Here is a 21082-nt window from a genome sequence, read left to right on the forward strand (position 1 = left end):
TGTATTCACTTTGCGCCGGGCGTACTCATTCGGAAATGAACACTTCTTTAATCAAGGACCAGACTGCGGCATCCTTCGCGGCATATCGATAAGAAGGAAGCCTCCATGAGTCTGGCCCCACGACAGCAGAGCATTCTCGAACTGGTGCGCGAGCGCGGCTACGTCAGCATCGAAGAGCTGGCGCAACAATTTGCGGTGACGCCCCAGACTATCCGCCGTGACATCAACCAACTCGGCGAAGCCGGCCTCTTGCGCCGCTACCATGGCGGCGCCGCCCACGACTCCAGCGTGCAGAACACCGCCTATACCCAGCGCGCCCGGCAGATGCGCGACGAAAAACGCCGTATCGCCGATGCCATGGCGGCACACATCCCCGATCAAGCCTCGCTATTCATCAACATCGGCACCACGACCGAAGCCATTGCCCACGCGCTGCTCAACCACCGCGACCTCAAAATCATCACCAACAATCTCCACGTGGCGAGCATTCTCAGCCCGAAGGAAGATTTCGATGTGTTGATCGCTGGCGGTAACGTGCGCAGCGACGGCGGCGTGGTCGGCCAAGCCACGGCGGATTTCATCAGTCAGTTCAAGGTGGACTTCGCGCTGATCGGCATCAGCGGCATCGATGAGGACGGCACCTTGCTGGACTTCGACTACCAGGAAGTCCGCGTTTCCCAGGCCATCATCAACAATGCTCGCAAGATCTTTCTTGCCGCGGATTCGAGCAAGTTCGGCCGCAATGCCATGACCCGCCTCGGCTCGCTGGAGCAGATCGATATGTTGTTCACCGAGGCACAGCCACCGGAAGCGTTTCTGGAATTGCTGAATCGGCACAAAGTGAAGCTCGAAGTCACTGGCTAAAGCGTTCGTTTCGGTGATCATCAGCCCGCTGCAAGCACAACACCGTCCCGCACCCCGCTGCACGATGCGCCTAATGGCGCGCCTCGCGCCGACTCTCGCGTTGGCGGTGGCCGCTCATGGCACCGCAGTGGCTGCGCTGGTGGGCTGAAGCCCACCCTACTTCCCTGGCTAAAGCGCTCGTTTCGGTGATCATCAGCCCGCTGCAAGCACAACACCCGCCCGCACTGCGCTGCACGATGCGCCTAATGGCGCCCCTCGCGCCGACTCTCGCGTTGGCGGCGGATGCCACTGCAGTGGCTGCGCCGGTGGGCTGAAGCCCACCCTACTTCCCTGGCGGAAGCGTTCGTTTCGGTGATCATCAACCCGATGCAAGCACAACACCGACCCGCACTCCGCTGCACAATGCGCCCAATGGCGCACCTTGCGTCGACTCCCGCATTGGAAGAGGCCGCCAATGCCACTGCAGTGGCTGCGCCGGTGGGCTGAAGCGCACCCTACTTCCCTGGCGGAAGCGCTCGTGTCGGTGGTTAACAGCCCGCTGCAGCAGTAGGGTGGGCGGGCGGCGCTCCGCTTCAGCCCACCAGTAGCATTTCCATAACATTCCCCGCCCATGCTGATGGCGCGCATTCAATGGGCGGCATTATCACCATGGCCGGCTAATCACCAAACGGCAGTCCGTATCGAATCAATATTTTCTTTTGATATAAAAAACGAACATATCAACTGGAGGGAGGTACACTTCTGAGCTAGGATGTTCATATTCGAAAATTAATGTTCGTTTTCTAAGGAGAATTTCGTGACTGAGGCCGTCTCCGAGCTATACGACATCGCCGTTATCGGCGGTGGAATCAATGGTGTGGGCATCGCTGCTGATGCAGCCGGACGCGGCCTGTCAGTTTTCTTATGCGAACGCGATGACTTGGCCAGCCATACGTCGTCGGCCAGCAGCAAGCTGATTCATGGCGGCCTGCGCTACCTTGAGCATTACGAGTTCCGCCTGGTTCGTGAGGCGCTGGCTGAACGCGAAGTGTTGCTGGCCAAAGCGCCACATATCGTCAAACCGATGCGCTTCGTGTTGCCACATCGTCCTCATCTTCGTCCCGCCTGGATGATCCGTGCCGGCCTGTTCCTTTACGACAATCTTGGCAAACGCGAAAAACTGCCCGCCTCGCGCGGCCTGCGTTTCGATGATGGAAGTCCGCTGAAGCCGGCAATCACGCGCGGTTTCGAATATTCCGATTGTTGGGTCGACGACGCGCGATTGGTCGTCGTCAATGCCATGGCCGCGCGCGAAAAAGGCGCGCACATCCACACCCGTACCCGGTGTTTGAGCGCCAAGCGTGCCGCGGGTATCTGGCATGTTGAATTGGAGCGCCAAGATGGCACGCGCTTCTCGCTACGCGCCAAGGCATTGGCAAATGCCGCCGGGCCCTGGGTCGCACAATTCATCGGAGACAACCTGCAGCAGCGCTCGCCCTACGGCATTCGGCTGATCCAGGGTAGCCACATCATCGTGCCCAAGCTGTACGAAGGTGAGCAGGCGTACATCATGCAGAACGAAGACCGGCGTATCGTCTTCGCCATTCCATATCTGGATCGCTACACCATGATCGGCACGACTGACCGCGAATACCGCGGCGATCCGGCCACGGTCAGTATCACGGAAGAGGAAATCACTTACGTTCTGGGTGTCGCCAACACTCATTTCCGCAAGCAGCTGGAACCTAAAGACATCCTCCATACCTTTGCCGGTGTCAGGCCGTTGTGTGACGACGAGTCAGACAATCCCTCTGCGGTAACTCGCGATTACACCTTGTCGCTCGCCGCCGAAGAAAAGCAGGCACCGCTACTGTCGGTCTTCGGCGGCAAGCTGACGACTTACCGCAAGCTTGCGGAGTCGGCGATGGCGCAACTCAAGCCGTTCTTCCCGCATATGGGCGAAAGCTGGACAGCCAGCACGCCCTTGCCTGGCGGCGAAGACATGAGTACAGCCGAGGCGCTCAGCGAAGAGCTGGAGAAAAACGTGCTGGGTGCTGACCGAGCTTTGGCCAAACGTTGGGCGACGCTCTACGGAAATCGCGTCTGGCGCATGCTCGGCGAGGCGCGTTCGGTCGATGCGCTGGGCGAAGACCTCGGCCAGCAACTGTATGCGCAGGAAGTGGAATATCTTCGTCGGGAAGAATGGGCAACCCAGCTCGACGACATTCTCTGGCGCAGAACCAAGCTCGGTCTGGCATTCAGCAGTGCCGATAATGCCCGTTTGGAACGCTACCTAGCCGAACGCCCCATTGCCCAAAGCGTACGCAGCAGCGACGCCGCCTGAGTCTACCAATCAAGTATCGCTGACCTGCCTGCGAACGGCAGGCTTCGGCTCATGCCAGTTCCGTGAACCCACACCTCGCTAGCCAAGGCGACACCTTTCGCACCCATCAGTTCCTCTCCATTACCGTTGCGGTCATCAAGCCTTCACATCCGCGCAGCACCTTAGGGCAACTTAAAAGCTCTCGGGAATTGCCTGATGACGACCAACACCGGTGCCCTCGCGAATAATTCGTCTACACCCATGACACGCCAATGGCTGTCATGGCTGCTGGTCGTTACCTTGATCTATCTGTTGCTGGCTGCCGTAGGCGCTATTGGCGACGGCTTCAAAGCTGCAGTGGGAGACAATGCAAAAGAGCTGTTCGCTTTTGCTACCAACCCCTTTGTCGGGTTAATGATCGGCCTCGCAGCAACAGCGCTCATCCAGAGCTCCAGCACCGTGACCTCGATCATCGTCGGCATGGTGGCTGGCGGGCTGCCGATTCCGATCGCGATCCCGCTGATCATGGGCGCCAACATCGGCACTTCCCTGACCAGCACCATTGTCAGCCTGGGCCATGTTCGCAACGGTGTGGAGTTTCACCGAGCCTTCGCCGCAGCCACGGTTCACGATGCCTTCAATATCACCGCAGTGGCCATTCTGCTGCCGCTGGAGCTGCTCTTCCATCCGCTGGAGCGCATATCTGAAGTCCTCGCTGGACTGCTGGTGAGCGACAGCACCAGTGTCGACATGAAGAGTGTGAACTTCATGAAAACCATACTCACCCCTGCCAGCGACGTGCTCAACGCCAGCGTGGCCTGGCTACCGAGCCAGGTCTGGGCAGGCATCGCACTGATTATCATCGGGGTGGGCCTGATCCTGTTCGTAGTGCAGGCCATTGGCAAGGTGCTGCGTAAGGTCATGGTTGGCCGCGCCAAGGACATCATGCACACCAGCGTCGGCCGTGGTCCTGTGTCGGGAATTGCGTCGGGAACCATCATCACCATTCTGGTTCAGTCGTCCTCGACCACCACGGCGCTGATCGTACCGTTGGCCGGAACCGGTGTGTTTTCGCTCAAGCAGGTCTACCCCTTTACCCTGGGTACCAACATCGGCACCTGCGTCACCGCACTGTTGGCGGCTACGGCGATTTCCGGCCCAACGGCTGAGCTGGCGCTACAGATTGCCCTGGTGCACCTGTTGTTCAACCTGTTCGGCATCTTCTTCATCTACGTGCTGCCTTTCCTGCGCGGGATTCCCCCGGCCATTGCCACGCACCTTGCTGACCTGGCGCAGCGCAGCAAGCTTTATGTCGGGGCGTACATCGGCGGGGTGTTCTTCGGCCTGCCTCTGCTATTGATCGGCGGAAGCCAACTCTGACCCAGCCATGAGGCCACCCATGCAAAGCGAACGTCGTATAGAGACAGAAAACCGTATCCGTGAACTGCGCGAGTCGCTGAATGAGCTCGAAGCCCAGCTCGATCAGATTGATGCGCAGGAACAAAAAGCGCAGCACCGTGAAATCGATCGGCTGGATGACTACATCAACGCCGTCGACACGCGATTCAACAGCCTGCAAGTGTTCTGGAACTCGTTGAAACACGACTGGTTGAAACCAAAGGCTTGATCCATGGAGAGGAACGACAGCATGCACGTCAAACCCGGCCCGCTTCTGCTGATCAGTCTCACGCTCGGCTTACAGCTTGCATTCACCTCGTCCGCGAATGCTGCCGAGCCAGCCACCGAAGGGCTCGTCATCGATGGCTCCAGCACCGTCTACCCACTAACCCTAGAAGCGATGCGCCGTTTTCAGCGTGCGCAGCCGGGCCACCCCATCGATGTATCGTTCTCCGGAACCAGCGCGGGCTTTCGCCGCTTCTGCGCTGGCGAGACGGACATCAACGACGCTTCTCGTGAAATGAACAGCGAGGAGCAAGCACTTTGCACAGAGAACGGGATCGGTTATCGCGAGATACCGCTGGCAATGGATGCAATCACCGTGGTTGTACACCCGAGTAATGATTGGGCAACCGACATCACGGTCGAGGAGCTGAAAAAGCTCTGGGCCCCGGCCGCGGAGGGCAAGGTAATGCAATGGAGCCAGGTTCGTGCGGGCTGGCCCGATCGCCCGGTGAAGCTGTTCGGTCGCGGGCAGGACTCGGGCACTTACGATGTGTTCACCGAAGAGGTTGTCGGAGAGGCTCATCGCAGCCGTCAGGATTACACCGCCAGCGAGAACGAGGAGGAGCTGGCCGCCGGCATCGCTGCCGAGCCGGATGCGCTCGGCTTCTTCGGTATTGGCGCTTATCACCGACATTGGGATGAGCTGAAGCTGCTTGCAATCGACAGCGGCAAGGGCCCGGTCTATCCGACGCTTGATACGGTCAGTGAGGCGCAATACCAACCCTTGACCCGCCCGTTGTTCATCTATCTGAGCGAGCGGAGCCTTCAGGGAAAGCCGGCTACCAGAGCCTTCGTTGAGCATTATCTTCAAGGCCTGCCGACCTGGATCCACTTCACCGGGTTCATGCCGCTGCGCGCCGAGCGCTACGCGCAGAACCTGGAGGCACTCAGCGAAGCGCCGGCTGCAAATGCGACCGGCGCCAAGTGAGACGGGTGAATCAGTAGACCGTTGGTACGATCATGCTGTCGGGCACCGGATTGCGCAGGTAGTCCGGGTTGTAAACCCGCTCAGGCAGCTTCACCGGCGTCCGCTCCACCTCGCCATAGGGAAGCTGGCTCAGCAGATGGCTGATGCAATTCAAGCGCGCGCGCTTCTTGTCGTCGGCCTCGACGATCCACCAGGGCGCATCATCGATGTGAGTACGCTCGAGCATGATCTCCTTGGCGCGCGTGTAAGCCTCCCAGCGCCGCCGGGACTCGAGATCCATGGGGCTTAGCTTCCACTGCTTGAGCGGGTCATGGATGCGCGCCAAAAAGCGTCGGTTCTGTTCTTCATCCGAGATGGAAAACCAGTACTTGATCAGGATGATTCCCGAGCGCACCAGCATCCGCTCGAACTCCGGGACCGAGCGGAAGAACTCTTCGTACTCATCATCAGTACAAAACCCCATGACCTTCTCGACACCGGCGCGGTTGTACCAGCTGCGGTCGAACAGAACCATTTCGCCTGCGGCGGGCAGGTGCGAAACGTATCGCTGGAAATACCATTGGGTGCGCTCACGGTCGTTGGGCGCAGGCAAAGCAGCGACGCGGCAGATCCGCGGATTGAGCCGTTGAGTGACGCGTTTGATAACCCCGCCCTTTCCAGCGGCGTCGCGGCCTTCGAAGAGAACAACCACGCGGACTTTGTTATGCACGATCCAGTCTTGAAGCTTGACCAGTTCGCCTTGCAGTCGCAGTAACTCAGAGAAATAAACCCGTCGGGACAAACCCGTATCCGAAGGTTGCGGCGTCCCTTCGCGGGCGATCAGCGCGTCCATGCGCGCGTCGTCCAGTTCCATCTCCAACTCTTCGTCGAGGCTGTCCTGAAAGTCGTGGAGCAGATGTTGATAGACATTGAGCGAGCTGTGCAGGTCGTCGGTCATCGGCGGTCATCCGTAAGCGTGAGAAGAACAGCCACGCGCTTAGGTGGCCTTGGCTCACGCTAGCCAGTACCGATGACCGGATCATGACCAAAGCGATGCGAGACGCCAGCATTGCTGATGGTCACCGGCGACGTTTGAATCACAGCGCAATTCCGGTAGGCTCGCAGCTTTCCCACTGGAGTAGACCCTCATGGCACGCGCTACCGCCCGCCACATCCTGGTTCCCACCGAAGAAAAGTGCAACGAACTGAAAGCTGCAATCGAAGGCGGCGCCGACTTTGCTCAGGTTGCCAAAGACAACTCCACATGCCCTTCCAGCCGCCAGGGTGGTGATCTGGGCTCGTTCGGCCCCGGTCAAATGGTCAAGGAATTCGACACCGTCGTGTTCAGCGCCCCGCTCAACGAAGTGCAAGGCCCGGTGAAGACCCAGTTCGGTTATCACCTGCTGGAAGTGACCAGCCGCCAGGACTGATCCTCCCGTTCCCCGCACTCATGTGCGGGGATCCCATGCCGCTTACAGATGTTGAAACAGCCCTCTCTCCGCAACACCTTCCCGCCTGTTCTCATTCCTACCCGATCCGCTTGCAAACAGCCGCTCGTGCTGAAAACACACTATCAGTCCAGCTTGTCGTTGATTTATTACGGCCACGAAAGGTCTTCAGAACAGCACGTCAACGGGCAATCGAGAACGGCCTTTTTGAAACGCCCGAACGCCTCGCAATAGCTAAGATCAACTAACGGCGGGGCGACTCGCCAAAAGCGGATCAACTGAGGACTGACCATGTTTCATGTATCTCGCATCGCTGATAAACGCATCGATGTGGATTTCTCCGGCAAGCTCGATGCCGGTGAAATGCGCTTCGCATTGGATGAACTGCTGCGCAAATCCGATGGCATCAGCCACGGGCAGATGCTCTTTCGTGTTGGTGACTTCGACATGCCGACGCTTGGCGCAGTTGGGGTGGAGTTGTCCCGCATACCGCAGCTGTTCCGCTTCATACGCCGCTTTGATCGCTGCGCTGTCGTCTGTGCGAAGGATTGGGTGCGCAGGGCCAGTGAGATTGAAGGCGCACTGATTCCGGGACTAACGATAAAAGCGTTCGACGAGCATCAGGGCACCGAGGCGCATAACTGGTTGGAAGGCCTGAGCTGAGCCGGGCCCAAAGCCAGCCCGGCAGCGGATCAGCGAGGCGTGCCGAATACCTGAGTCCAGTAGCTCACCGCAGCGCTGTCCTTGTTGATCGCGTAGGCGGCGCCCATCTCGGTGAAATCTGGGTTCATGATGTTGCCGCAGTGCCCGGGACTGGCGAGCCACCCAGCCATGACTTGCTCAGCCGAGCCCTGCCCCGCCGCGATGTTTTCGCCGATCCGTTGCCAGCCATAGTCGGTGCGACTGGCCCGGTCACTGACCTGACTGCCATCCGGCGCCTGGTGACTGAAGAAGTTCTGCTTGGCCATGTCGCGGCTGTGGCCGAGTGCGGTATCACCCAGCTTGGCATTCCAACCCAGGGGCGGCGCCGCCTTGAACGAACGGCTACCGCAGGTGCGCGGTTTGGCGCGCGCCTCATTGACCCGCTGCAGAATATCCCTACCGACGTGCTGCCAGTCGCCTAGATCTGGCGCGAGCAGTGGCTTGGCCAGTAGCACTTGCCAAGTGTTGTCTTCGCGGGAAACACCGACTTCGGCAAAATCCTGGCTGCGCAGGGGACCACAATAGCGCTGCTTCAGCGCCTGCATGGCGGTTTGCGCGTTTGCCGGGCCCGATATCGAAATAGCCTGCAGTTTGGCCGGCCGATAGCCGGAGGCTTGCAGTGCTTCCTGTAGCTGGGTCCCGCTGGTGGCCGGTTCCAGCGCAAGCGCTTCGTTGGGTGCCAGCGGACTGACAGCCTGACCCTTCCCGCCTTCGCACGCTTCGGCCGCTCCGCGAAATTCATTGATCAGACCCACCAGGGCATCGGGCTCCTGTGCGTACGTCTGGCCTGCCAGGGCCGTCGCCATTATCAGCAATACCCCAGCCGCGACGCGTGGCGGATGGCCGGTCCGTGCCAGAAGCGGACATGAAGTCGCGTTGAATACGGTCATATGTCACCTGCCTGCCTGCGGTTAACTATGCTGACCACGATCAGCCGCGGGCGATCCGCTCTTCTGCAAACGCTGACGCCGTGCGCTCAAACAAGCGTCGTATAGATGCGATGATGCGCAACGAAGCCGATCCCTGACATCTAGCCTGATCACACACATGACCCTTTCTGATTTTCTGCTGTTCGCTCTGCCGGCGATTTTTCTGACGGGCCTGTCCAAAGGCGGCTTCGGAGGCGCCTTGGGCGGGATTGCCGTGCCGCTGCTGGCACTGGCGATCTCTCCCAAACAGGCCGCTGCGGTAATGCTGCCGATCCTCTGCCTGGCGGATGTGGTCGGCCTCAAGGCGTATATCGGACGCTGGGACGTGGCGAACCTCAAAGTGATGATGCCGGGCGCGTTGATCGGTATCGCACTCGGCACACTCACGTTCGGCATGCTCGACGAGCGCATGATCGGTCTGATGATGGGCGTGATTGCAGTGGGCTTCGTGCTGCTCGGCCTGATTTCCCGCAACGACAAGCCACGGCCTCTGCAGCGCGGACGCGGCACCCTGCTTTCATCTGTTGCGGGCTTCACCAGTTTCGTCGCCCACGCAGGCGGGCCGCCGATCATGATGCACCTGCTGCCGCAGCAGTTGGACAAACTGCGTTACGTGGCGACCATCAACCTGTTCTTTCTGATGACCAATGCGATCAAGCTGATCCCGTATGCTGCGCTTGGCCAGTTCAATCGCGAAAACCTGCTGCTGAGCCTCATGCTTGCGCCAGTGGTGCCGTTCGGCGTCTGGGCCGGACTCTGGCTGCACAAGCGCATCGATCACACCTGGTTCTACCGGATCGCCCGAGTCGGCATGTTGATCGCCGGTTTGCAGCTGATCTGGAAAAACATCTGAGCAGTCGCCATGGTAGAGCCTGCCCGCCCGTGACATTTTCTGAACGATCGCAGCCCTGTCCAGTCGGATTTTATGAACCCACTGCAACAGGAGTCATCCTCATGCTGAAGTTTCTGGGCAGCACAATTGGCATTATTTTCCTGATCGGTCTGTTGGTAGTGATCGGCTTGTTCATGCTGGTGTTCTGACACCGCTACAGCCGAGCAGCGTGCGGAAGCGCCAGCCAGGCGACCGAGTCGCTGCGTCGGACGAGTTATCGAAAGGCCGCCGGGGTTCTCCGGCGGCCTGTTCGTATCTGCAGTCGACCGCCACTTCGGGATCGAACCTTCCATGCAAAAGCACCTGACCGACTCTGAGCCCTACCGCGTTATCTGGCTGGTCTTGCTGATGCTCGCGTGCCAGGCGCTGTGGTCACCTTCGGCGACGGCGCAGGAAGGGGTCGCCACAGTTCGCATGGACGGCCGCGCCCTGTTCCGCGTCGGACCTAATGCCGAGCTGGAGGCCAGGCCGCGTGCTCGACAGGTAGAAAGGCAACTGGCGGCGGTGCTGGAAACGCCTCAGGGCGTTACCCGAGCACGAATTGAAAACGCGGGTGACCAGGGCGACGATCGGCAGATCAGCGTGGCCGGCCGCCCATTAGTGATGGTTACTCCTGCCGATGCCGAGGCCAATGGACAGCCAATCGACGCCCTTGCTCAGGAATGGGCCGCGTTGATCGACCGAGCGCTAGCAACCGCCATCGAACGTCGCGATTCGGAGCGCGACCGTTTCGTCACATCGGTTCAAGTCAGCGTCGAGACAGCATTTGCGCGCCTGCTCGAATCAGCCATTAACATCATTCCGCGCATCCTGGCAGCGTTGCTTGTTTTGTTGCTTTTCTGGGGATTGGCAACGGCAGTACGAGCGCTCATGCGGATCATTTTTGCCCGTTTGGCGAATGATCGAACTGTGGAGAACCTGGTGCGCCAGGTCAGCTATTACACCGTATGGCTACTCGGTTTGATCGTTGCCGCCAGTGCCTTCGGCCTGGAGCCCGGTACGCTGGCGACCGGCCTGGGCCTGACCAGCTTGGCGCTGGGCTTTGCCCTGAAGGACATCCTTTCGAATTTCGTGAGCGGGCTGCTGATCCTGACACTGCGCCCCTTTCAGCTGGGCGACCAGATCATCATCGGTGAAACCGAGGGCAGCGTGGAGCGCATCGAACTGCGCGCCACGCAGATTCGCACCTACGATGGTCGCCGGGTCCTGGTGCCGAACGCCGAAACCTTTACGTCGCGGGTGACCAACAACACGGCCGCACCGATCCGGCGGGGCAAGGTGGTTTGTCGGCTCAGTTACGGCATTGATATCGATGCGATTTCCGTCGTCATGCGCGACGCTGCGCAGGGAACGCCTGGTGTACTCGCTGAACCACCGGCATCCGTCAGGTTGGGCGAACTGGGCCAGAGCGAGCTGATGTTTGACGTGCAATTCTGGTGCGACTCGCGCCGTTCCGACTTCGTGGCCACTGCCTCCGAGGTGCGTAAAAGTCTGATCGTAGCCTTGCGCGCCGCCGACGTTGCACTGCCCGATCAAGCGCGTCAGAACGTCGTGCTACACACCCCGAACGGCAGCTGATTCCGCCAAGACTTCAGCATTCAACCGGGATTTTCAGCGAGTACCGGCAGACGAGGGTTCCAGTTGCAGTTTGCAACGAGCGACTCGGGGCTGACATGCCGGCGGCACATGGCGTCGGCCACAGGCAGAAACGACTGTTACAACACCGGTAAATGGGAGCGAGCGGGCAGTACCTTGAGCACGCCCCCTTTTGGCCCGACCTACGGAGCTGAATGTCTAGACGGCGTTGGTGGTCCAACTATCACCACCAATCACCGAGGATCATTCAATGGGCCTGTTCGACAAGATCAAAGACAAGCTGGGCATGGGCGGCGTGAGCAACGAGGCGCATAAGCCTGCTGCAGCGGATTCGGGTGTCAACCAGCACGCGACCGATACGGTGGTGGACTCGGAGCGCCCTACTACTGCCAACAACGCGACCACTACACCACCAGGTGCCGGCGCATCGACCCCAGGCATGGGCGGCACAATGGGTACGGCCGGCGCGACCACCAGCGCTGTGGACGTACCGGCGAAACTCGACGGCATGGCCGCAAACTTCCCGGAAACGCTGAACTGGCGCACCTCCATCGTCGATCTGCTCAAACTTCTGGGCCTCGATAGCAGCCTGGAGTCGCGAAAGGAGCTTGCCACCGAGTTGGGCTGCCCGGCGGACAAGATGGCCGACTCTGCGCAAATGAACATCTGGCTGCATCGGACCGTGATGCATAAGCTCGCCGAACATGGCGGCACCGTTCCGCCTGAACTGCGTACCTGATCTGGAGCTAACGACGTTCCCGCGCTGACGCGTGGGAACGTCGTGCTGAACGCTCCGCGCCGAGGCTGCTGATCAATCGTCCAACGACGGACCGATCATCTCCGCGAGCTGGGGATAGACGCCCGGACAGGCGACCAGGTAAGGGTTGCCAAGCAACAGCCCGTCATTACGGAAAAAATTGTTCACCCGACCGCCCGCCTCTTTCACCAGCACCAGCCCGGCCATGCAGTCCCAGCTTTTAAGCTCGGTTTCGTAATAACCGAGCAGCCGGCCAGCTGCGACATAGGCCGTCATCAGCGCACCCGAACCGTTGCGGAAAAACATGCCGTTTTCGGCAAGCAGCTTTTCCATGAACGGTATGAAGTGTTGCTTGCCACGTGGATGAAAAGTACCGGTGGCAGTCACACCCTGCCCGACATGGGTGGCGGCGCTCACCTTCAATGGCGTGTCGTTGACGAACGCACCGCGGCCCAGGCAGCCGTGGAAGAGTTCATTGTGATTAGGATCAGCAATGGCGCCGAGATGAGGTTCACCATCGATCAGCAGGCCAATGGAAACACACCAATTGTGCAGGCCATTGACGAAGCAAGCGGTGCCGTCGATAGGGTCGATGACCCAGACGCAGCGAGCGCTGAGGTCGGCCGAACCGCTCTCTTCACCTAGAAAACCATCCTCGGGAAACAGCTGTGTCAGCCGTTCCCGGATGAATGCCTCAATCTGCTTATCAGCGATGCTGACCACGTCCTGTAGATCGTCCCCCTTGTGCTCAACGACCAGCGCATCGCGCTTGCGGTAGAACTCAAGCCCCATCTGAGCGGCTTCCAGAGCTAAAGATTTGGCATGGGCATAACGTGCATCGATGTCGAGAATGGAGGCGGAGGGTTCCGAACTCATGCTGGTCCTTACGAGGCAGAGGCGCAGTGATTGCGCGAAAAAGCGAATTCTAGTGAATCGGCGACGACAGGCCTATGCTGCGGCGCGACAACGACCCATGGTCGTCGCCGCGCCAGTCGCCCATTACGCTTCGTCGTGCCTGTTCCGACCTTCCGATTCGCCGCTGCTGTAAGTCGATCCTGCCAGGTCCTCGCCCGGGGCGGCGCGACCTTCCAAGGGTGGTAGCGCCTTGGCCTTTTCGATGTCGACACCGACGCCGTCAGCCAGACGCTGACCGTAATCAGGATCGCAATGCCAGAAATGCCAGATCATCCGCAGGCAGATGTGTTCCGGGCACTCCTTGAGGTCAGCGGTGATGTTGGCGATCAGATCGTCGCGTTCCCAACTTTCGAAGCTGCGGTAGCGCTCACCCGTTTGTCGATAGTCCGCCTGGGCCTTGGTGGTCTGATAGCGACCGAGGTGCCCTTCAACCCATTGGTGGTAATCGTGAGTCGGCTTCGGTGCCTCTTTCAAGCCGCCCAGCGAGCTCGGCTCGTAGTTGATATGAGGATTTTCCCCGCCTCCATCGACGAAGTGCGCCATTGACCCGTCACGCTGATTGGTGGCCGCTGGCTTTTTCGGCGCATTGATGGGCAACTGCAGGTAATTGGCGCCGACACGATATCGCTGGGTGTCGGAATACGAGAGCGTTCTGCCCTGCAGCATCTTGTCGTCAGAAAAGTCGATGCCGTCCACCAGCACACCGGTGCCGAAGGCAGCCTGCTCGGCTTCGGCGAAGAAGTTCGAGGGGTTGCGATCGAGTACGAGACGTCCCACAGGCAATAGCGGGAATTTGTCCTCCGGCCAGCGCTTGGTGTCATCCAGCGGATCGAAGTCGAGTTGATCATGCGGATCGTCGGACATGATCTGCACAGCCATTTCCCATTCGGGGTAATCGCCGCGCTCGATGGCGTCGTACAGGTCGCGGGTCGCGTGGCCGACATCCTTCATCTGAATCTCCGCGGCCTGCTGTGCAGTGAGGTTCTTCACGCCAAGCTTGGGCTCGAAGGAAAACTTGCAGAGCACCGCCTCGCCCTTGTCATTGACCAGCTTGTAGGTGTTTACGCTGGAGCCCTGCATGTGCCGATAGTCGGCTGGGATTCCCCAGGGGCTCTTGACCCAGGTGACCATGTGCAGTGCTTCAGGGTGATGCTGGACGAAATCGTAGAAGCGCCAGGCTTCCTGACGATTTGAGATGGGATCCGGCTTGAAGGCATGAATCATGTCCGGGAACTTGATGGCGTCTCGGATGAAGAACACCTTCAGGTTGTTGCCCACCAGGTCCCAGTTGCCGTCCTCAGTGTAGAACTTGATGGCGAAGCCGCGCGGATCGCGGGCGGTTTCCGGTGATTCCTTACCGCCGATCACGGTGGAAAAGCGCAGAAAAACCGGAGTACGCACGCCAGTGTTGGTCAGCACCTTGGCGCGGGTGTACTTGCTGGCGGGCTCATCGCCAATTTTGCCATAAGGTTCGAACCAGCCATGCGCCGCAGTCCCGCGGGCATGCACGACGCGCTCCGGAATCCGCTCGCGGTCAAAGTGAGTGATCTTTTCGATGAATTGATAGTTTTCCAGCGTTGCGGGGCCGCGCTCGCCAACGCTGCGCAGGCTCTGGTTATCGCTGACGGGATGGCCCTGCCGAGTGGTTAGGGTCTTGTTTTCATCGGTCATGACGGCTCCTGAAACAGGGGGAATGAGCTTTATTAGGCGCCACCTACCGAGAGGGGCTCGGCAAGACTGAAGCTATCGGACCGATAGACAAACTTATGTCGATGAAGCCTGCGATCGGTCCGGGCCCGTTCAGGACAATTCTTCACCTTGCTCATGCAGGCGCACGTTAAGCTCGTCGACGACCGGCGCCCATTCGGCATCGTCCATCAATTGCTCCTTGAGAAACGAACCCTGAGCTTCGTTCCAAAATGGCGCTTCGGAGACTTTCATGTGGTTGGGGATTGGCCGATGGCGGGCAATGAATTCATCGATACTGGCCGGATCCGAGGGCAGACCGAGCTGTTCGAAAAGCGTACCGAGGTCTTTATTGGGTAATTCCATGAGGGGCTCCGTCAGGGCTACTTAGAGGGTCCCGAGCCGCCTTGCTGGCGATCCGGATGTTCTAAATAGAGAGGATCGGGGCATGTACAGTTCAATGAAGTGCGTCGCGGTGGCGCTTCAGCATCAGGTTTGGACTGGCAACAGAGCGACGACAAAAGCCTGTCGTGCCAGGAGCGGCACGGCAGGCAAAAATAGAATCAAGCCGCTTTGTCGAACAGATTTCGTCCTTGACTGAGGTACTGGTCCACCAGCCATTTGCCGTGCGCGATAGACGCCCGCTGGGCTTGTTCAAGTTCCGCCATGAAGGCGTGGCCGACAGGTAGCGCCATACGCCGGGTGGTTTGTCCTTGCATGTTGCTTATTCGGCAACCGCCGGCCCAAGGAGTCGGTGTGCCCGGATGTTCCATTACTTCAGCTGTAATGACGTGATCGCGATATTCGCATTGCATCATGGTCATGGTGTCACCTCTTGAACTGATGGCCGTGGCAATTCCTAAGCGATGCCGCCACGCGCCGATTGCCCCCCTCTCGTCAAGGTCCGCCACGAGCCTCGCGCGCCGGTCGTCGGCGCCCCTCGTGCGATACCTTCAATGGGTATAGCACAGGCATCGGAGATCGATAGACCCGGTGGTCGCGTTATTGCCAATCGGCAGCGATGGGATTAGGTGGGATCGAGCGCTAATTGAGGCGAGGAGCAGGCATCGCGGAGCGATGCCTGCTGTTTCGATGGCGGCCATGCGATGAGGCTATCCGCCCAAAGTCACATGGCACGGCTGGTCAGGAGGTACGCAGTTGCTCGTCGGCAAGAAAGTCCGCCGCGAGCAGCGCATCCCTGTCCTGTACTTCGAGGGTTTCGCCTTCGATGGGCGTCGGCGCCGTCGCACGTTTGCTGCGCAGTTTGCCGAATTGATGCTTGAGGGCGTTGTTGAGCTTGTCTACGGCGCCATCGACGGCCAATTCTAGCGAAGCCGCCTTGTGCGTGACGGAAATCGGCTGCTGGCCTTTCGGCCGGGCCTCCATTTGGCAGCGCTTGTCCTGCGCGCCGGCCTTGGCGCCGTTTTCGTCGTTCAGGTGCACCACGACGCGTGTGACGTCGTTGTCGAATCGATCCAGCTTGTCAGCAACAGCGCCACTGACCCAGCCTACGAGACGAGCGCTTCCTTCGATGTGTTTATCGCTATGTACCTGGATTTGCATATATTGCTCTCCCTTCAACGCGATCTGGTAAACCACCGTTCAGCTGCAACGGTCAGGACTAGCAATGCCACCGTTGGCGATATTAAGCAAGGCCAACGCAACGGCATGGCAAGCTCGACCGATGCATTTTCGGTACGGCGAAACGCTGCCAGCGAAGCGCGCAGGCTCAAGGGAGAGGGTCGTAGCGAAGTGCTGCAGTACGCGCAGTCAGCACGCTCGTTGAGCAATCACTGACTGGTGGACAGCTTCTTCTTCGGATAGATGTCATAACGGCTGGACTTGCCTTCCAGGCTGTAGCCCGGCTTGGGGCCGTCGATTGCGGGCGCTTTGCGCGGCCGCTTCACCACCACGCGGTGGCTGGCCAGCGCCAACGCCTGTTCCAGCAGCACGCCGGCGTCCAGGTCGTCACCGACGAAGGGGCGAAATAGGCGCATCTCCTTTTTCACCAGCGCGCTCTTTTCCCGGTGCGGAAACATCGGGTCAAGATAAATGACCTGGGGTAGCTCATCCTGCCACTGGCTCATCAACTCGATGGCGTTGCCGTGAAGCAGGTGCATACGCGTGACGATCGGACGCACCTCGGCATCGTCTCGCGCTCGCGCCAAACCATCCTCCAGCAGTGCAGCGATCAGTGGCTGACGCTCGCAGAGCAGCATTTCGCAGCCCAGCGTCGCCAAGACGAACGCGTCGCGCCCGAGCCCGGCGGTCGCATCCAGTACGCTGGGCCGAATGCCGGGCTGAATCCCGACCGCCTTGGCGATCATCTGTCCGCTGCCGCCACCGAATTGCCGGCGATGCGCGGCGCCGCCTTCGATGAAATCCACTCGCACCGGCCCCGGCGCCTGCGGGCCGAGCAGCTGCAATTGCAAACCGCCCTCACCCAGCTGCAGAACGAATTCCGCCTCGTCCGCTTGCGTCGGTAAGCCCAACCGCGAGGCCCAGGCGTGCGCCTGCTCGACGAACTCGGGGGCAAGGGCTTCGACACGGACCAACGGGGATGAGGCTGTCATACGGAGCTCGGAAGACGGAAACGCTGCATTTTGCCAGAGGCGATGCCGGCACGCCTCAGCGGCACATGCCGAAACCGCCCATATCGACGTGGAAATGATCATGGTGAGCGGCGTTGTATTCGGGGCTCAGGGTGATCTTGAACGCATCGCAGGCAGCTGCCTTTACTTGGCGCAGGAAGCGCGCCTTGTCGTCATCGCCGTTCCAGTCGCGCGCGACGGTTATGCGTGTGCCGTCCTGCAATCTGAACCCAGCCAGATCTAGCGCGTTGGCCGAGGCATGCTGGCTGCGTCTGTTGCTGCGCGCGATATTGCGGCAGGCGAAGCTGCCGAAGTGGTCGACACGCACCACCGGCTGGCCGAACACCTGCTGCGCCGCTGGCTGCAGCCCATGCCGCTCGAACAGCGCGTAGGCCGCAGCCAAGGGGCAGGTCGCTAGAAACGCGCCATTGAAGCGCACCGCCGAGCCGGTGACGCGCACCGCGTTTTCAACCGGACAGCCAGGTTGCGGCGTGCTGTCGGGGACTGCAACGTAATTCAGATCGGAGGTGGTCAGTGCCTGTTCGCAAAGCGCGCGGTCGTTTTGCAGGCGCTGCAGCTTGTAGGGGGTCAGTAGGTTCGGCGTCTCACGGATGTCCAGCGGTGCCCATGGATTCCACTTCGACGGAACGTCGACGTGACCACGCCACACCGCGTAAACGAACCCGGCGAGCGCGAGCAGAACCAATAGGAAGAAGCGGCCAAACGTCATGCTGGCTTTGGCAACGCGAGCGATTCAAGGTTGCAGTCCGCTTCGTCACGCAAAGCGCATCACAGTCAGTCGCCCAGCAGCGAAAGCTGCGACTCGCTCTGCATCGCAGGCACTGCCAGCGGTGGCAGACCTGGCAGACGCTGAGCGAGCTGATCGTGAAAACGCATGGCTAGATCCGGCGCCAGACGGTTATCCGGCGTATGCAGATAGACATGCGGTTGTTTGCCCGCCTCGATCCAATCTGCAACTTTGTCCAGCCACGGCGTGAGAAAGCAGTCATTCGCCTCCAGCTCGGGATGTCCGACGAAGCGTACCTGCGGAGATTGACTGAACGCTGCGGGCCGCACCGCAAGCCGCGGCTTCTTGCTTTGCGCATGAAGCAACGCTGGATCGCGTGACTGGCAGCTGAACAGCGCACGTGTGTCCATGCAGATACGCTCCACGCCCCGCCCATGCAGCAACCGGTTCAGCGCGCGCTCCTCCTCACCCTTGGCAAAGAAGGCGGTGTGGCGCACTTCCACAGCAAGAGGTCGATTCAGGATCTCGATCACCTGCTCCAGCTCACCGAGACGAGCCGGGCCGAACGTGGCCGGCAGCTGCAACCAGAACGGGGCGACCCGCTGGCCCAGCGGCGCTAGCAGCGAACGGAACGACATGACCAGATCCAGTACGTCACGAAGGTCCGACGCTTGACTGATCTCGCGCGGCAGCTTGGCGCAGAAGCGAAAGCCTTCGGGCATCAGCGCGGCCCAGCGCTCGATCTTTTGCTCCGACGGCCAGGCATAAAGCGTCGTGTTGCCCTCGACGGTGTTGAAGACTGAGCAATAGCGTGCAATGAATTCGGACGCAGGCAATCCTGACGAATAAAGCGATCCACGCCAGGCAGCCTCGTTCCAGGAAGGGCAGCCGAGAAAGTAGGGAAGATCCACGCGATGCGCGACGCCTTAGGCGTAGAGATCCAGGCCGAGTACTTCGTGCGCATCGAGATCGGCACTGAAGCTCGCAGTGGTGCCATAGCTCTGCAGCGCCTGGGTCGCGCGGCTGGTCAACGGGCGCTCCATCATGGCTTCGAAGCGCGACGGCATGAAGTCACCGGGGACGACCGAGGTGTAGTCGGTGGGCTCGTTTTGCGGACGTCGAACGAGATGTTCGTAAGTGGGGCCGTCCTGATCGGCTGGCGAAATGATTGATTGGCGCGCCTGCTCAACCGCCTTTTCGCTTTCGCGATAGGGCACCGGCACGTTTTCCCGCTGGGGAACGTACTCGATGGGATAAGCGGAAGGGGTAAAACCGTTGAGGCGCATCATTCACCTATACGAAGTGATGTCGACTCTAGCGAGCCGCCTCGGGATTGGCAATTCCGTTCGTCACCGTGCGGCCTTCGGCGTGGCGACGTTGTCACGCAGGTAAATTGGCTGGGCCTGATCGGCTTCCACCGCTTCCCCGCGCTGCCAGCCAAAACTGGCGAGGTGCAGTAGATCCTCAGCATGCGGCAGCAGCGAGGCATCGACCATTGCGGGCTGGACGGCAAGACGCCCAGCGTAGCGCCAGCCCGTGCCGGCACCGAACCAGTTACCGGAGCCATTACGCGGCAAGCTGACCTGTTCCGGAGGCAGTACGGCTTCGATCCCGGCCAGCTGCATCTCGCCTTGATCGGCGCGATAACAGCCCCAGTAGACTTCATCCATACGTGCATCGATGGCGACCGCCACCTGCTCCGCGCCATGCTCACGTTGCGCCCGCTGAGCGATCGTAGCGAGCGTCGAAATCGGCAGCACTGGACGCTCTAGTGCGAACGCCAGGCCCTGTACCACGCCAACCGCGATCCGCACTCCGGTAAAGGCGCCGGGACCACGACCGAATGCCAGCGCATCGACCGCTGACAAGGCAATGCCCGCCTCAGCCAGCAGCGTCTGGATCATGGGCAGTAGCCGTTGCGCATGAAGCCGCGGAATCACCTCGTAATGGCTCAGCACGCGGCCGTCATGCAGCAGCGCGACGGAGCAGGCTTCGGTGGCGGTATCCAGGGCCAGCAGCGTGGTCATTGGCGGTTCCGATCAGTCAAAAAAAGGCGGCGATTGTAACAGCTGTGGGCTGCCAGTTCCGTTATGGACAATTCGGCTCGGCGTGAATGCGGTAAAACAAAACGGCCCGCAAGCGGGCCGTTTTGTTTGCCTGGTGAAATCAGCTGAGCGCAGCTAGCACCTTGGCAGTGATTTCTTCCACCGAGCCAACACCTTCGACGCGGCTGCACTTGGGGGTGCCTTCAGCAGCTGCAAGGTTCTGGTAGAACGCCACCAGCGGCTTGGTCTGCGAGTGGTAGAGGCTCAGGCGATGGCGAACGGTTTCTTCCAGATCGTCCTTGCGGTGAACCAGCTCTTCACCGGTGACGTCGTCGACGCCAGCCACTTTCGGCGGGTTGTGCTCAGTGTGATAGATGCGACCCGAAGCCGGATGCACGCGACGACCGGACAGGCGGCCCACGATTTCTTCGTCATCCACGGCGATTTCCAGCACGTGGTCCAGCTTCACGCCGGCATCACGCAGCGCTTCGGCTTGCGGAATGGTGCGCGGGAAGCCATCGAAGAGGAAGCCGTTGGCGCAATCGGCCTGCTGCAGACGCTCCTGGATCAACGCAATGATGATCTCATCGGAAACCAGGCCGCCGCTGTCCATCACGTCCTTGACCTGCAGGCCAAGCGGCGAGCCCGCCTTGACTGCGGCACGCAACATGTCACCGGTGGAAATTTGCGGGATGGCGAACTTCTCGGTAATGAAGCGGGCCTGTGTGCCTTTCCCGGCACCGGGTGCTCCCAGCAGAATTACGCGCATGGATGAGTCCTCAAAGTTTGCAAAGGGATGCCGCCAGGATCGTTGGTCTGCAACCCTACCGCTGGCGAATCAAAAAATCTGGCCTGTCGCCATGCGACAAAAGGTTGAACACGATACACAGCGCATAGAACGCAGACAAGCGGCGCCCATGGGCCTTGTTTGGCGAACCGCACTCCGGAGAATGGAGACGGAAAACCGTCCCTATCGGGTCGAAACGACGTCGGATCGACACATCCAACCGACCTCGT

The 21082-nt window shown here is 60.1% G+C and carries 24 protein-coding genes; 11 read left to right on the forward strand and 13 right to left on the reverse strand.

The features are described 5' to 3' along the window. Positions 1–105 precede the first annotated feature (105 nt). The 6 genes from NA647_RS16280 (at position 106) to NA647_RS16305 (ending at position 5777) form a co-directional block, all read left to right on the forward strand. A complete protein-coding gene (locus NA647_RS16280; RefSeq protein ID WP_256058642.1) occupies positions 106–864 on the forward strand; it encodes a DeoR/GlpR family transcriptional regulator in 759 nt (252 codons plus the stop codon). A gap of 116 nt (positions 865–980) precedes the next feature. After that, the gene (locus NA647_RS16285; RefSeq protein WP_256058643.1) at positions 981–1178 is read left to right on the forward strand and encodes a hypothetical protein; all 198 of its coding nucleotides are present in this window, start codon (positions 981–983) and stop codon (positions 1176–1178) included. A gap of 482 nt (positions 1179–1660) precedes the next feature. After that, positions 1661–3187, forward strand: a complete 1527-nt coding sequence (gene glpD / locus NA647_RS16290; protein WP_256058644.1) for a glycerol-3-phosphate dehydrogenase — start codon at positions 1661–1663, stop codon at positions 3185–3187. Positions 3188–3382: 195 nt separating this feature from the next. Then, the gene (locus NA647_RS16295) at positions 3383–4546 is read left to right on the forward strand and encodes a Na/Pi symporter (RefSeq protein WP_256058645.1); all 1164 of its coding nucleotides are present in this window, start codon (positions 3383–3385) and stop codon (positions 4544–4546) included. A 19-nt stretch (positions 4547–4565) separates the two neighbouring features. After that, on the forward strand, positions 4566–4793 hold the full coding sequence (locus tag NA647_RS16300; RefSeq protein ID WP_256058646.1) for a hypothetical protein: 228 nt from the start codon (positions 4566–4568) through the stop codon (positions 4791–4793). Between the two features lie 21 nt (positions 4794–4814). Further along, positions 4815–5777, forward strand: a complete 963-nt coding sequence (locus NA647_RS16305) for a PstS family phosphate ABC transporter substrate-binding protein (RefSeq protein WP_256058647.1) — start codon at positions 4815–4817, stop codon at positions 5775–5777. Between the two features lie 10 nt (positions 5778–5787). Here the strand turns inward: NA647_RS16305 and ppk2 are convergent, their stop codons facing one another. Further along, complete coding sequence (gene ppk2, locus NA647_RS16310) at positions 5788–6714, reverse strand: polyphosphate kinase 2 (RefSeq protein ID WP_256058648.1); 927 nt, start codon at positions 6712–6714, stop codon at positions 5788–5790. Positions 6715–6904: 190 nt separating this feature from the next. On the opposite strand from ppk2, the gene NA647_RS16315 reads away from it, so the two are divergent. Next, entirely contained in the window at positions 6905–7186 is a 282-nt protein-coding gene (locus tag NA647_RS16315; RefSeq protein WP_003282311.1) for a peptidylprolyl isomerase, read from the forward strand. A gap of 309 nt (positions 7187–7495) precedes the next feature. Next, positions 7496–7867: an STAS/SEC14 domain-containing protein gene (locus NA647_RS16320; RefSeq protein ID WP_256058649.1), complete on the forward strand. Its 372-nt coding sequence runs from the start codon at positions 7496–7498 to the stop codon at positions 7865–7867. 29 nt (positions 7868–7896) lie between these two features. On the opposite strand, the gene NA647_RS16325 is transcribed toward NA647_RS16320, so the two are convergent. Continuing rightward, positions 7897–8796, reverse strand: a complete 900-nt coding sequence (locus tag NA647_RS16325) for a CAP domain-containing protein (RefSeq protein ID WP_256058650.1) — start codon at positions 8794–8796, stop codon at positions 7897–7899. A 157-nt stretch (positions 8797–8953) separates the two neighbouring features. On the opposite strand from NA647_RS16325, the gene NA647_RS16330 reads away from it, so the two are divergent. The 3 genes from NA647_RS16330 (at position 8954) to NA647_RS16340 (ending at position 12062) form a co-directional block, all read left to right on the forward strand. Beyond that, positions 8954–9688 carry a sulfite exporter TauE/SafE family protein gene (locus NA647_RS16330; RefSeq protein ID WP_256058651.1) on the forward strand — a complete coding sequence of 245 codons (735 nt, stop codon included), beginning with the start codon at positions 8954–8956 and terminating at the stop codon, positions 9686–9688. A 330-nt stretch (positions 9689–10018) separates the two neighbouring features. After that, a complete protein-coding gene (locus NA647_RS16335; protein WP_256058652.1) occupies positions 10019–11305 on the forward strand; it encodes a mechanosensitive ion channel family protein in 1287 nt (428 codons plus the stop codon). Between the two features lie 268 nt (positions 11306–11573). After that, entirely contained in the window at positions 11574–12062 is a 489-nt protein-coding gene (locus tag NA647_RS16340; protein WP_256058653.1) for a DUF3597 domain-containing protein, read from the forward strand. Positions 12063–12134: 72 nt separating this feature from the next. Here the strand turns inward: NA647_RS16340 and NA647_RS16345 are convergent, their stop codons facing one another. From NA647_RS16345 to adk, 11 genes are all read right to left on the reverse strand, one after another. Then, positions 12135–12956: an inositol monophosphatase family protein gene (locus tag NA647_RS16345; RefSeq protein ID WP_256058654.1), complete on the reverse strand. Its 822-nt coding sequence runs from the start codon at positions 12954–12956 to the stop codon at positions 12135–12137. Between the two features lie 123 nt (positions 12957–13079). Continuing rightward, complete coding sequence (locus NA647_RS16350; protein ID WP_256058655.1) at positions 13080–14666, reverse strand: catalase; 1587 nt, start codon at positions 14664–14666, stop codon at positions 13080–13082. 129 nt (positions 14667–14795) lie between these two features. Next, positions 14796–15047 carry a DUF2789 domain-containing protein gene (locus tag NA647_RS16355; RefSeq protein ID WP_256058656.1) on the reverse strand — a complete coding sequence of 84 codons (252 nt, stop codon included), beginning with the start codon at positions 15045–15047 and terminating at the stop codon, positions 14796–14798. A 197-nt stretch (positions 15048–15244) separates the two neighbouring features. After that, a complete protein-coding gene (locus tag NA647_RS16360) occupies positions 15245–15505 on the reverse strand; it encodes a hypothetical protein (RefSeq protein WP_256058657.1) in 261 nt (86 codons plus the stop codon). Between the two features lie 319 nt (positions 15506–15824). Next, positions 15825–16244, reverse strand: a complete 420-nt coding sequence (locus NA647_RS16365; RefSeq protein WP_256058658.1) for an HPF/RaiA family ribosome-associated protein — start codon at positions 16242–16244, stop codon at positions 15825–15827. Between the two features lie 227 nt (positions 16245–16471). Further along, positions 16472–17254, reverse strand: coding sequence for a class I SAM-dependent methyltransferase (locus NA647_RS16370; protein ID WP_256058659.1), 783 nt, complete (start codon positions 17252–17254; stop codon positions 16472–16474). 55 nt (positions 17255–17309) lie between these two features. After that, entirely contained in the window at positions 17310–18002 is a 693-nt protein-coding gene (locus tag NA647_RS16375) for an extensin family protein (RefSeq protein ID WP_256058660.1), read from the reverse strand. Between the two features lie 65 nt (positions 18003–18067). Next, complete coding sequence (locus tag NA647_RS16380) at positions 18068–18931, reverse strand: DUF72 domain-containing protein (RefSeq protein WP_256058661.1); 864 nt, start codon at positions 18929–18931, stop codon at positions 18068–18070. A 15-nt stretch (positions 18932–18946) separates the two neighbouring features. Next, a complete protein-coding gene (locus NA647_RS16385; protein WP_256058662.1) occupies positions 18947–19309 on the reverse strand; it encodes a hypothetical protein in 363 nt (120 codons plus the stop codon). Between the two features lie 60 nt (positions 19310–19369). Then, positions 19370–20047, reverse strand: a complete 678-nt coding sequence (gene tsaB / locus NA647_RS16390) for a tRNA (adenosine(37)-N6)-threonylcarbamoyltransferase complex dimerization subunit type 1 TsaB (protein ID WP_256058663.1) — start codon at positions 20045–20047, stop codon at positions 19370–19372. 139 nt (positions 20048–20186) lie between these two features. After that, on the reverse strand, positions 20187–20834 hold the full coding sequence (gene adk / locus NA647_RS16395) for an adenylate kinase (RefSeq protein WP_256058664.1): 648 nt from the start codon (positions 20832–20834) through the stop codon (positions 20187–20189). Positions 20835–21082: the final 248 nt, after the last annotated feature.

The sequence above is a fragment of the Stutzerimonas stutzeri genome, from assembly GCF_024448985.1.
Taxonomy (GTDB): domain Bacteria; phylum Pseudomonadota; class Gammaproteobacteria; order Pseudomonadales; family Pseudomonadaceae; genus Stutzerimonas; species Stutzerimonas stutzeri_AP.

Coding starts and splice junctions, on each gene's coding strand:
- NA647_RS16280 (WP_256058642.1), top strand. CDS start 106: ATGAGTCTGGCCCCACGACAGCAGAGCATTCTCGAACTGGTGCGCGAG.
- NA647_RS16285 (WP_256058643.1), top strand. CDS start 981: ATGGCACCGCAGTGGCTGCGCTGGTGGGCTGAAGCCCACCCTACTTCC.
- NA647_RS16295 (WP_256058645.1), top strand. CDS start 3,383: ATGACGACCAACACCGGTGCCCTCGCGAATAATTCGTCTACACCCATG.
- NA647_RS16300 (WP_256058646.1), top strand. CDS start 4,566: ATGCAAAGCGAACGTCGTATAGAGACAGAAAACCGTATCCGTGAACTG.
- NA647_RS16305 (WP_256058647.1), top strand. CDS start 4,815: ATGCACGTCAAACCCGGCCCGCTTCTGCTGATCAGTCTCACGCTCGGC.
- ppk2 (WP_256058648.1), bottom strand. CDS start 6,714: ATGACCGACGACCTGCACAGCTCGCTCAATGTCTATCAACATCTGCTC.
- NA647_RS16315 (WP_003282311.1), top strand. CDS start 6,905: ATGGCACGCGCTACCGCCCGCCACATCCTGGTTCCCACCGAAGAAAAG.
- NA647_RS16320 (WP_256058649.1), top strand. CDS start 7,496: ATGTTTCATGTATCTCGCATCGCTGATAAACGCATCGATGTGGATTTC.
- NA647_RS16325 (WP_256058650.1), bottom strand. CDS start 8,796: ATGACCGTATTCAACGCGACTTCATGTCCGCTTCTGGCACGGACCGGC.
- NA647_RS16330 (WP_256058651.1), top strand. CDS start 8,954: ATGACCCTTTCTGATTTTCTGCTGTTCGCTCTGCCGGCGATTTTTCTG.
- NA647_RS16335 (WP_256058652.1), top strand. CDS start 10,019: ATGCAAAAGCACCTGACCGACTCTGAGCCCTACCGCGTTATCTGGCTG.
- NA647_RS16340 (WP_256058653.1), top strand. CDS start 11,574: ATGGGCCTGTTCGACAAGATCAAAGACAAGCTGGGCATGGGCGGCGTG.
- NA647_RS16345 (WP_256058654.1), bottom strand. CDS start 12,956: ATGAGTTCGGAACCCTCCGCCTCCATTCTCGACATCGATGCACGTTAT.
- NA647_RS16350 (WP_256058655.1), bottom strand. CDS start 14,666: ATGACCGATGAAAACAAGACCCTAACCACTCGGCAGGGCCATCCCGTC.
- NA647_RS16355 (WP_256058656.1), bottom strand. CDS start 15,047: ATGGAATTACCCAATAAAGACCTCGGTACGCTTTTCGAACAGCTCGGT.
- NA647_RS16360 (WP_256058657.1), bottom strand. CDS start 15,505: ATGACCATGATGCAATGCGAATATCGCGATCACGTCATTACAGCTGAA.
- NA647_RS16365 (WP_256058658.1), bottom strand. CDS start 16,244: ATGCAAATCCAGGTACATAGCGATAAACACATCGAAGGAAGCGCTCGT.
- NA647_RS16370 (WP_256058659.1), bottom strand. CDS start 17,254: ATGACAGCCTCATCCCCGTTGGTCCGTGTCGAAGCCCTTGCCCCCGAG.
- NA647_RS16375 (WP_256058660.1), bottom strand. CDS start 18,002: ATGACGTTTGGCCGCTTCTTCCTATTGGTTCTGCTCGCGCTCGCCGGG.
- NA647_RS16385 (WP_256058662.1), bottom strand. CDS start 19,309: ATGATGCGCCTCAACGGTTTTACCCCTTCCGCTTATCCCATCGAGTAC.
- tsaB (WP_256058663.1), bottom strand. CDS start 20,047: ATGACCACGCTGCTGGCCCTGGATACCGCCACCGAAGCCTGCTCCGTC.
- adk (WP_256058664.1), bottom strand. CDS start 20,834: ATGCGCGTAATTCTGCTGGGAGCACCCGGTGCCGGGAAAGGCACACAG.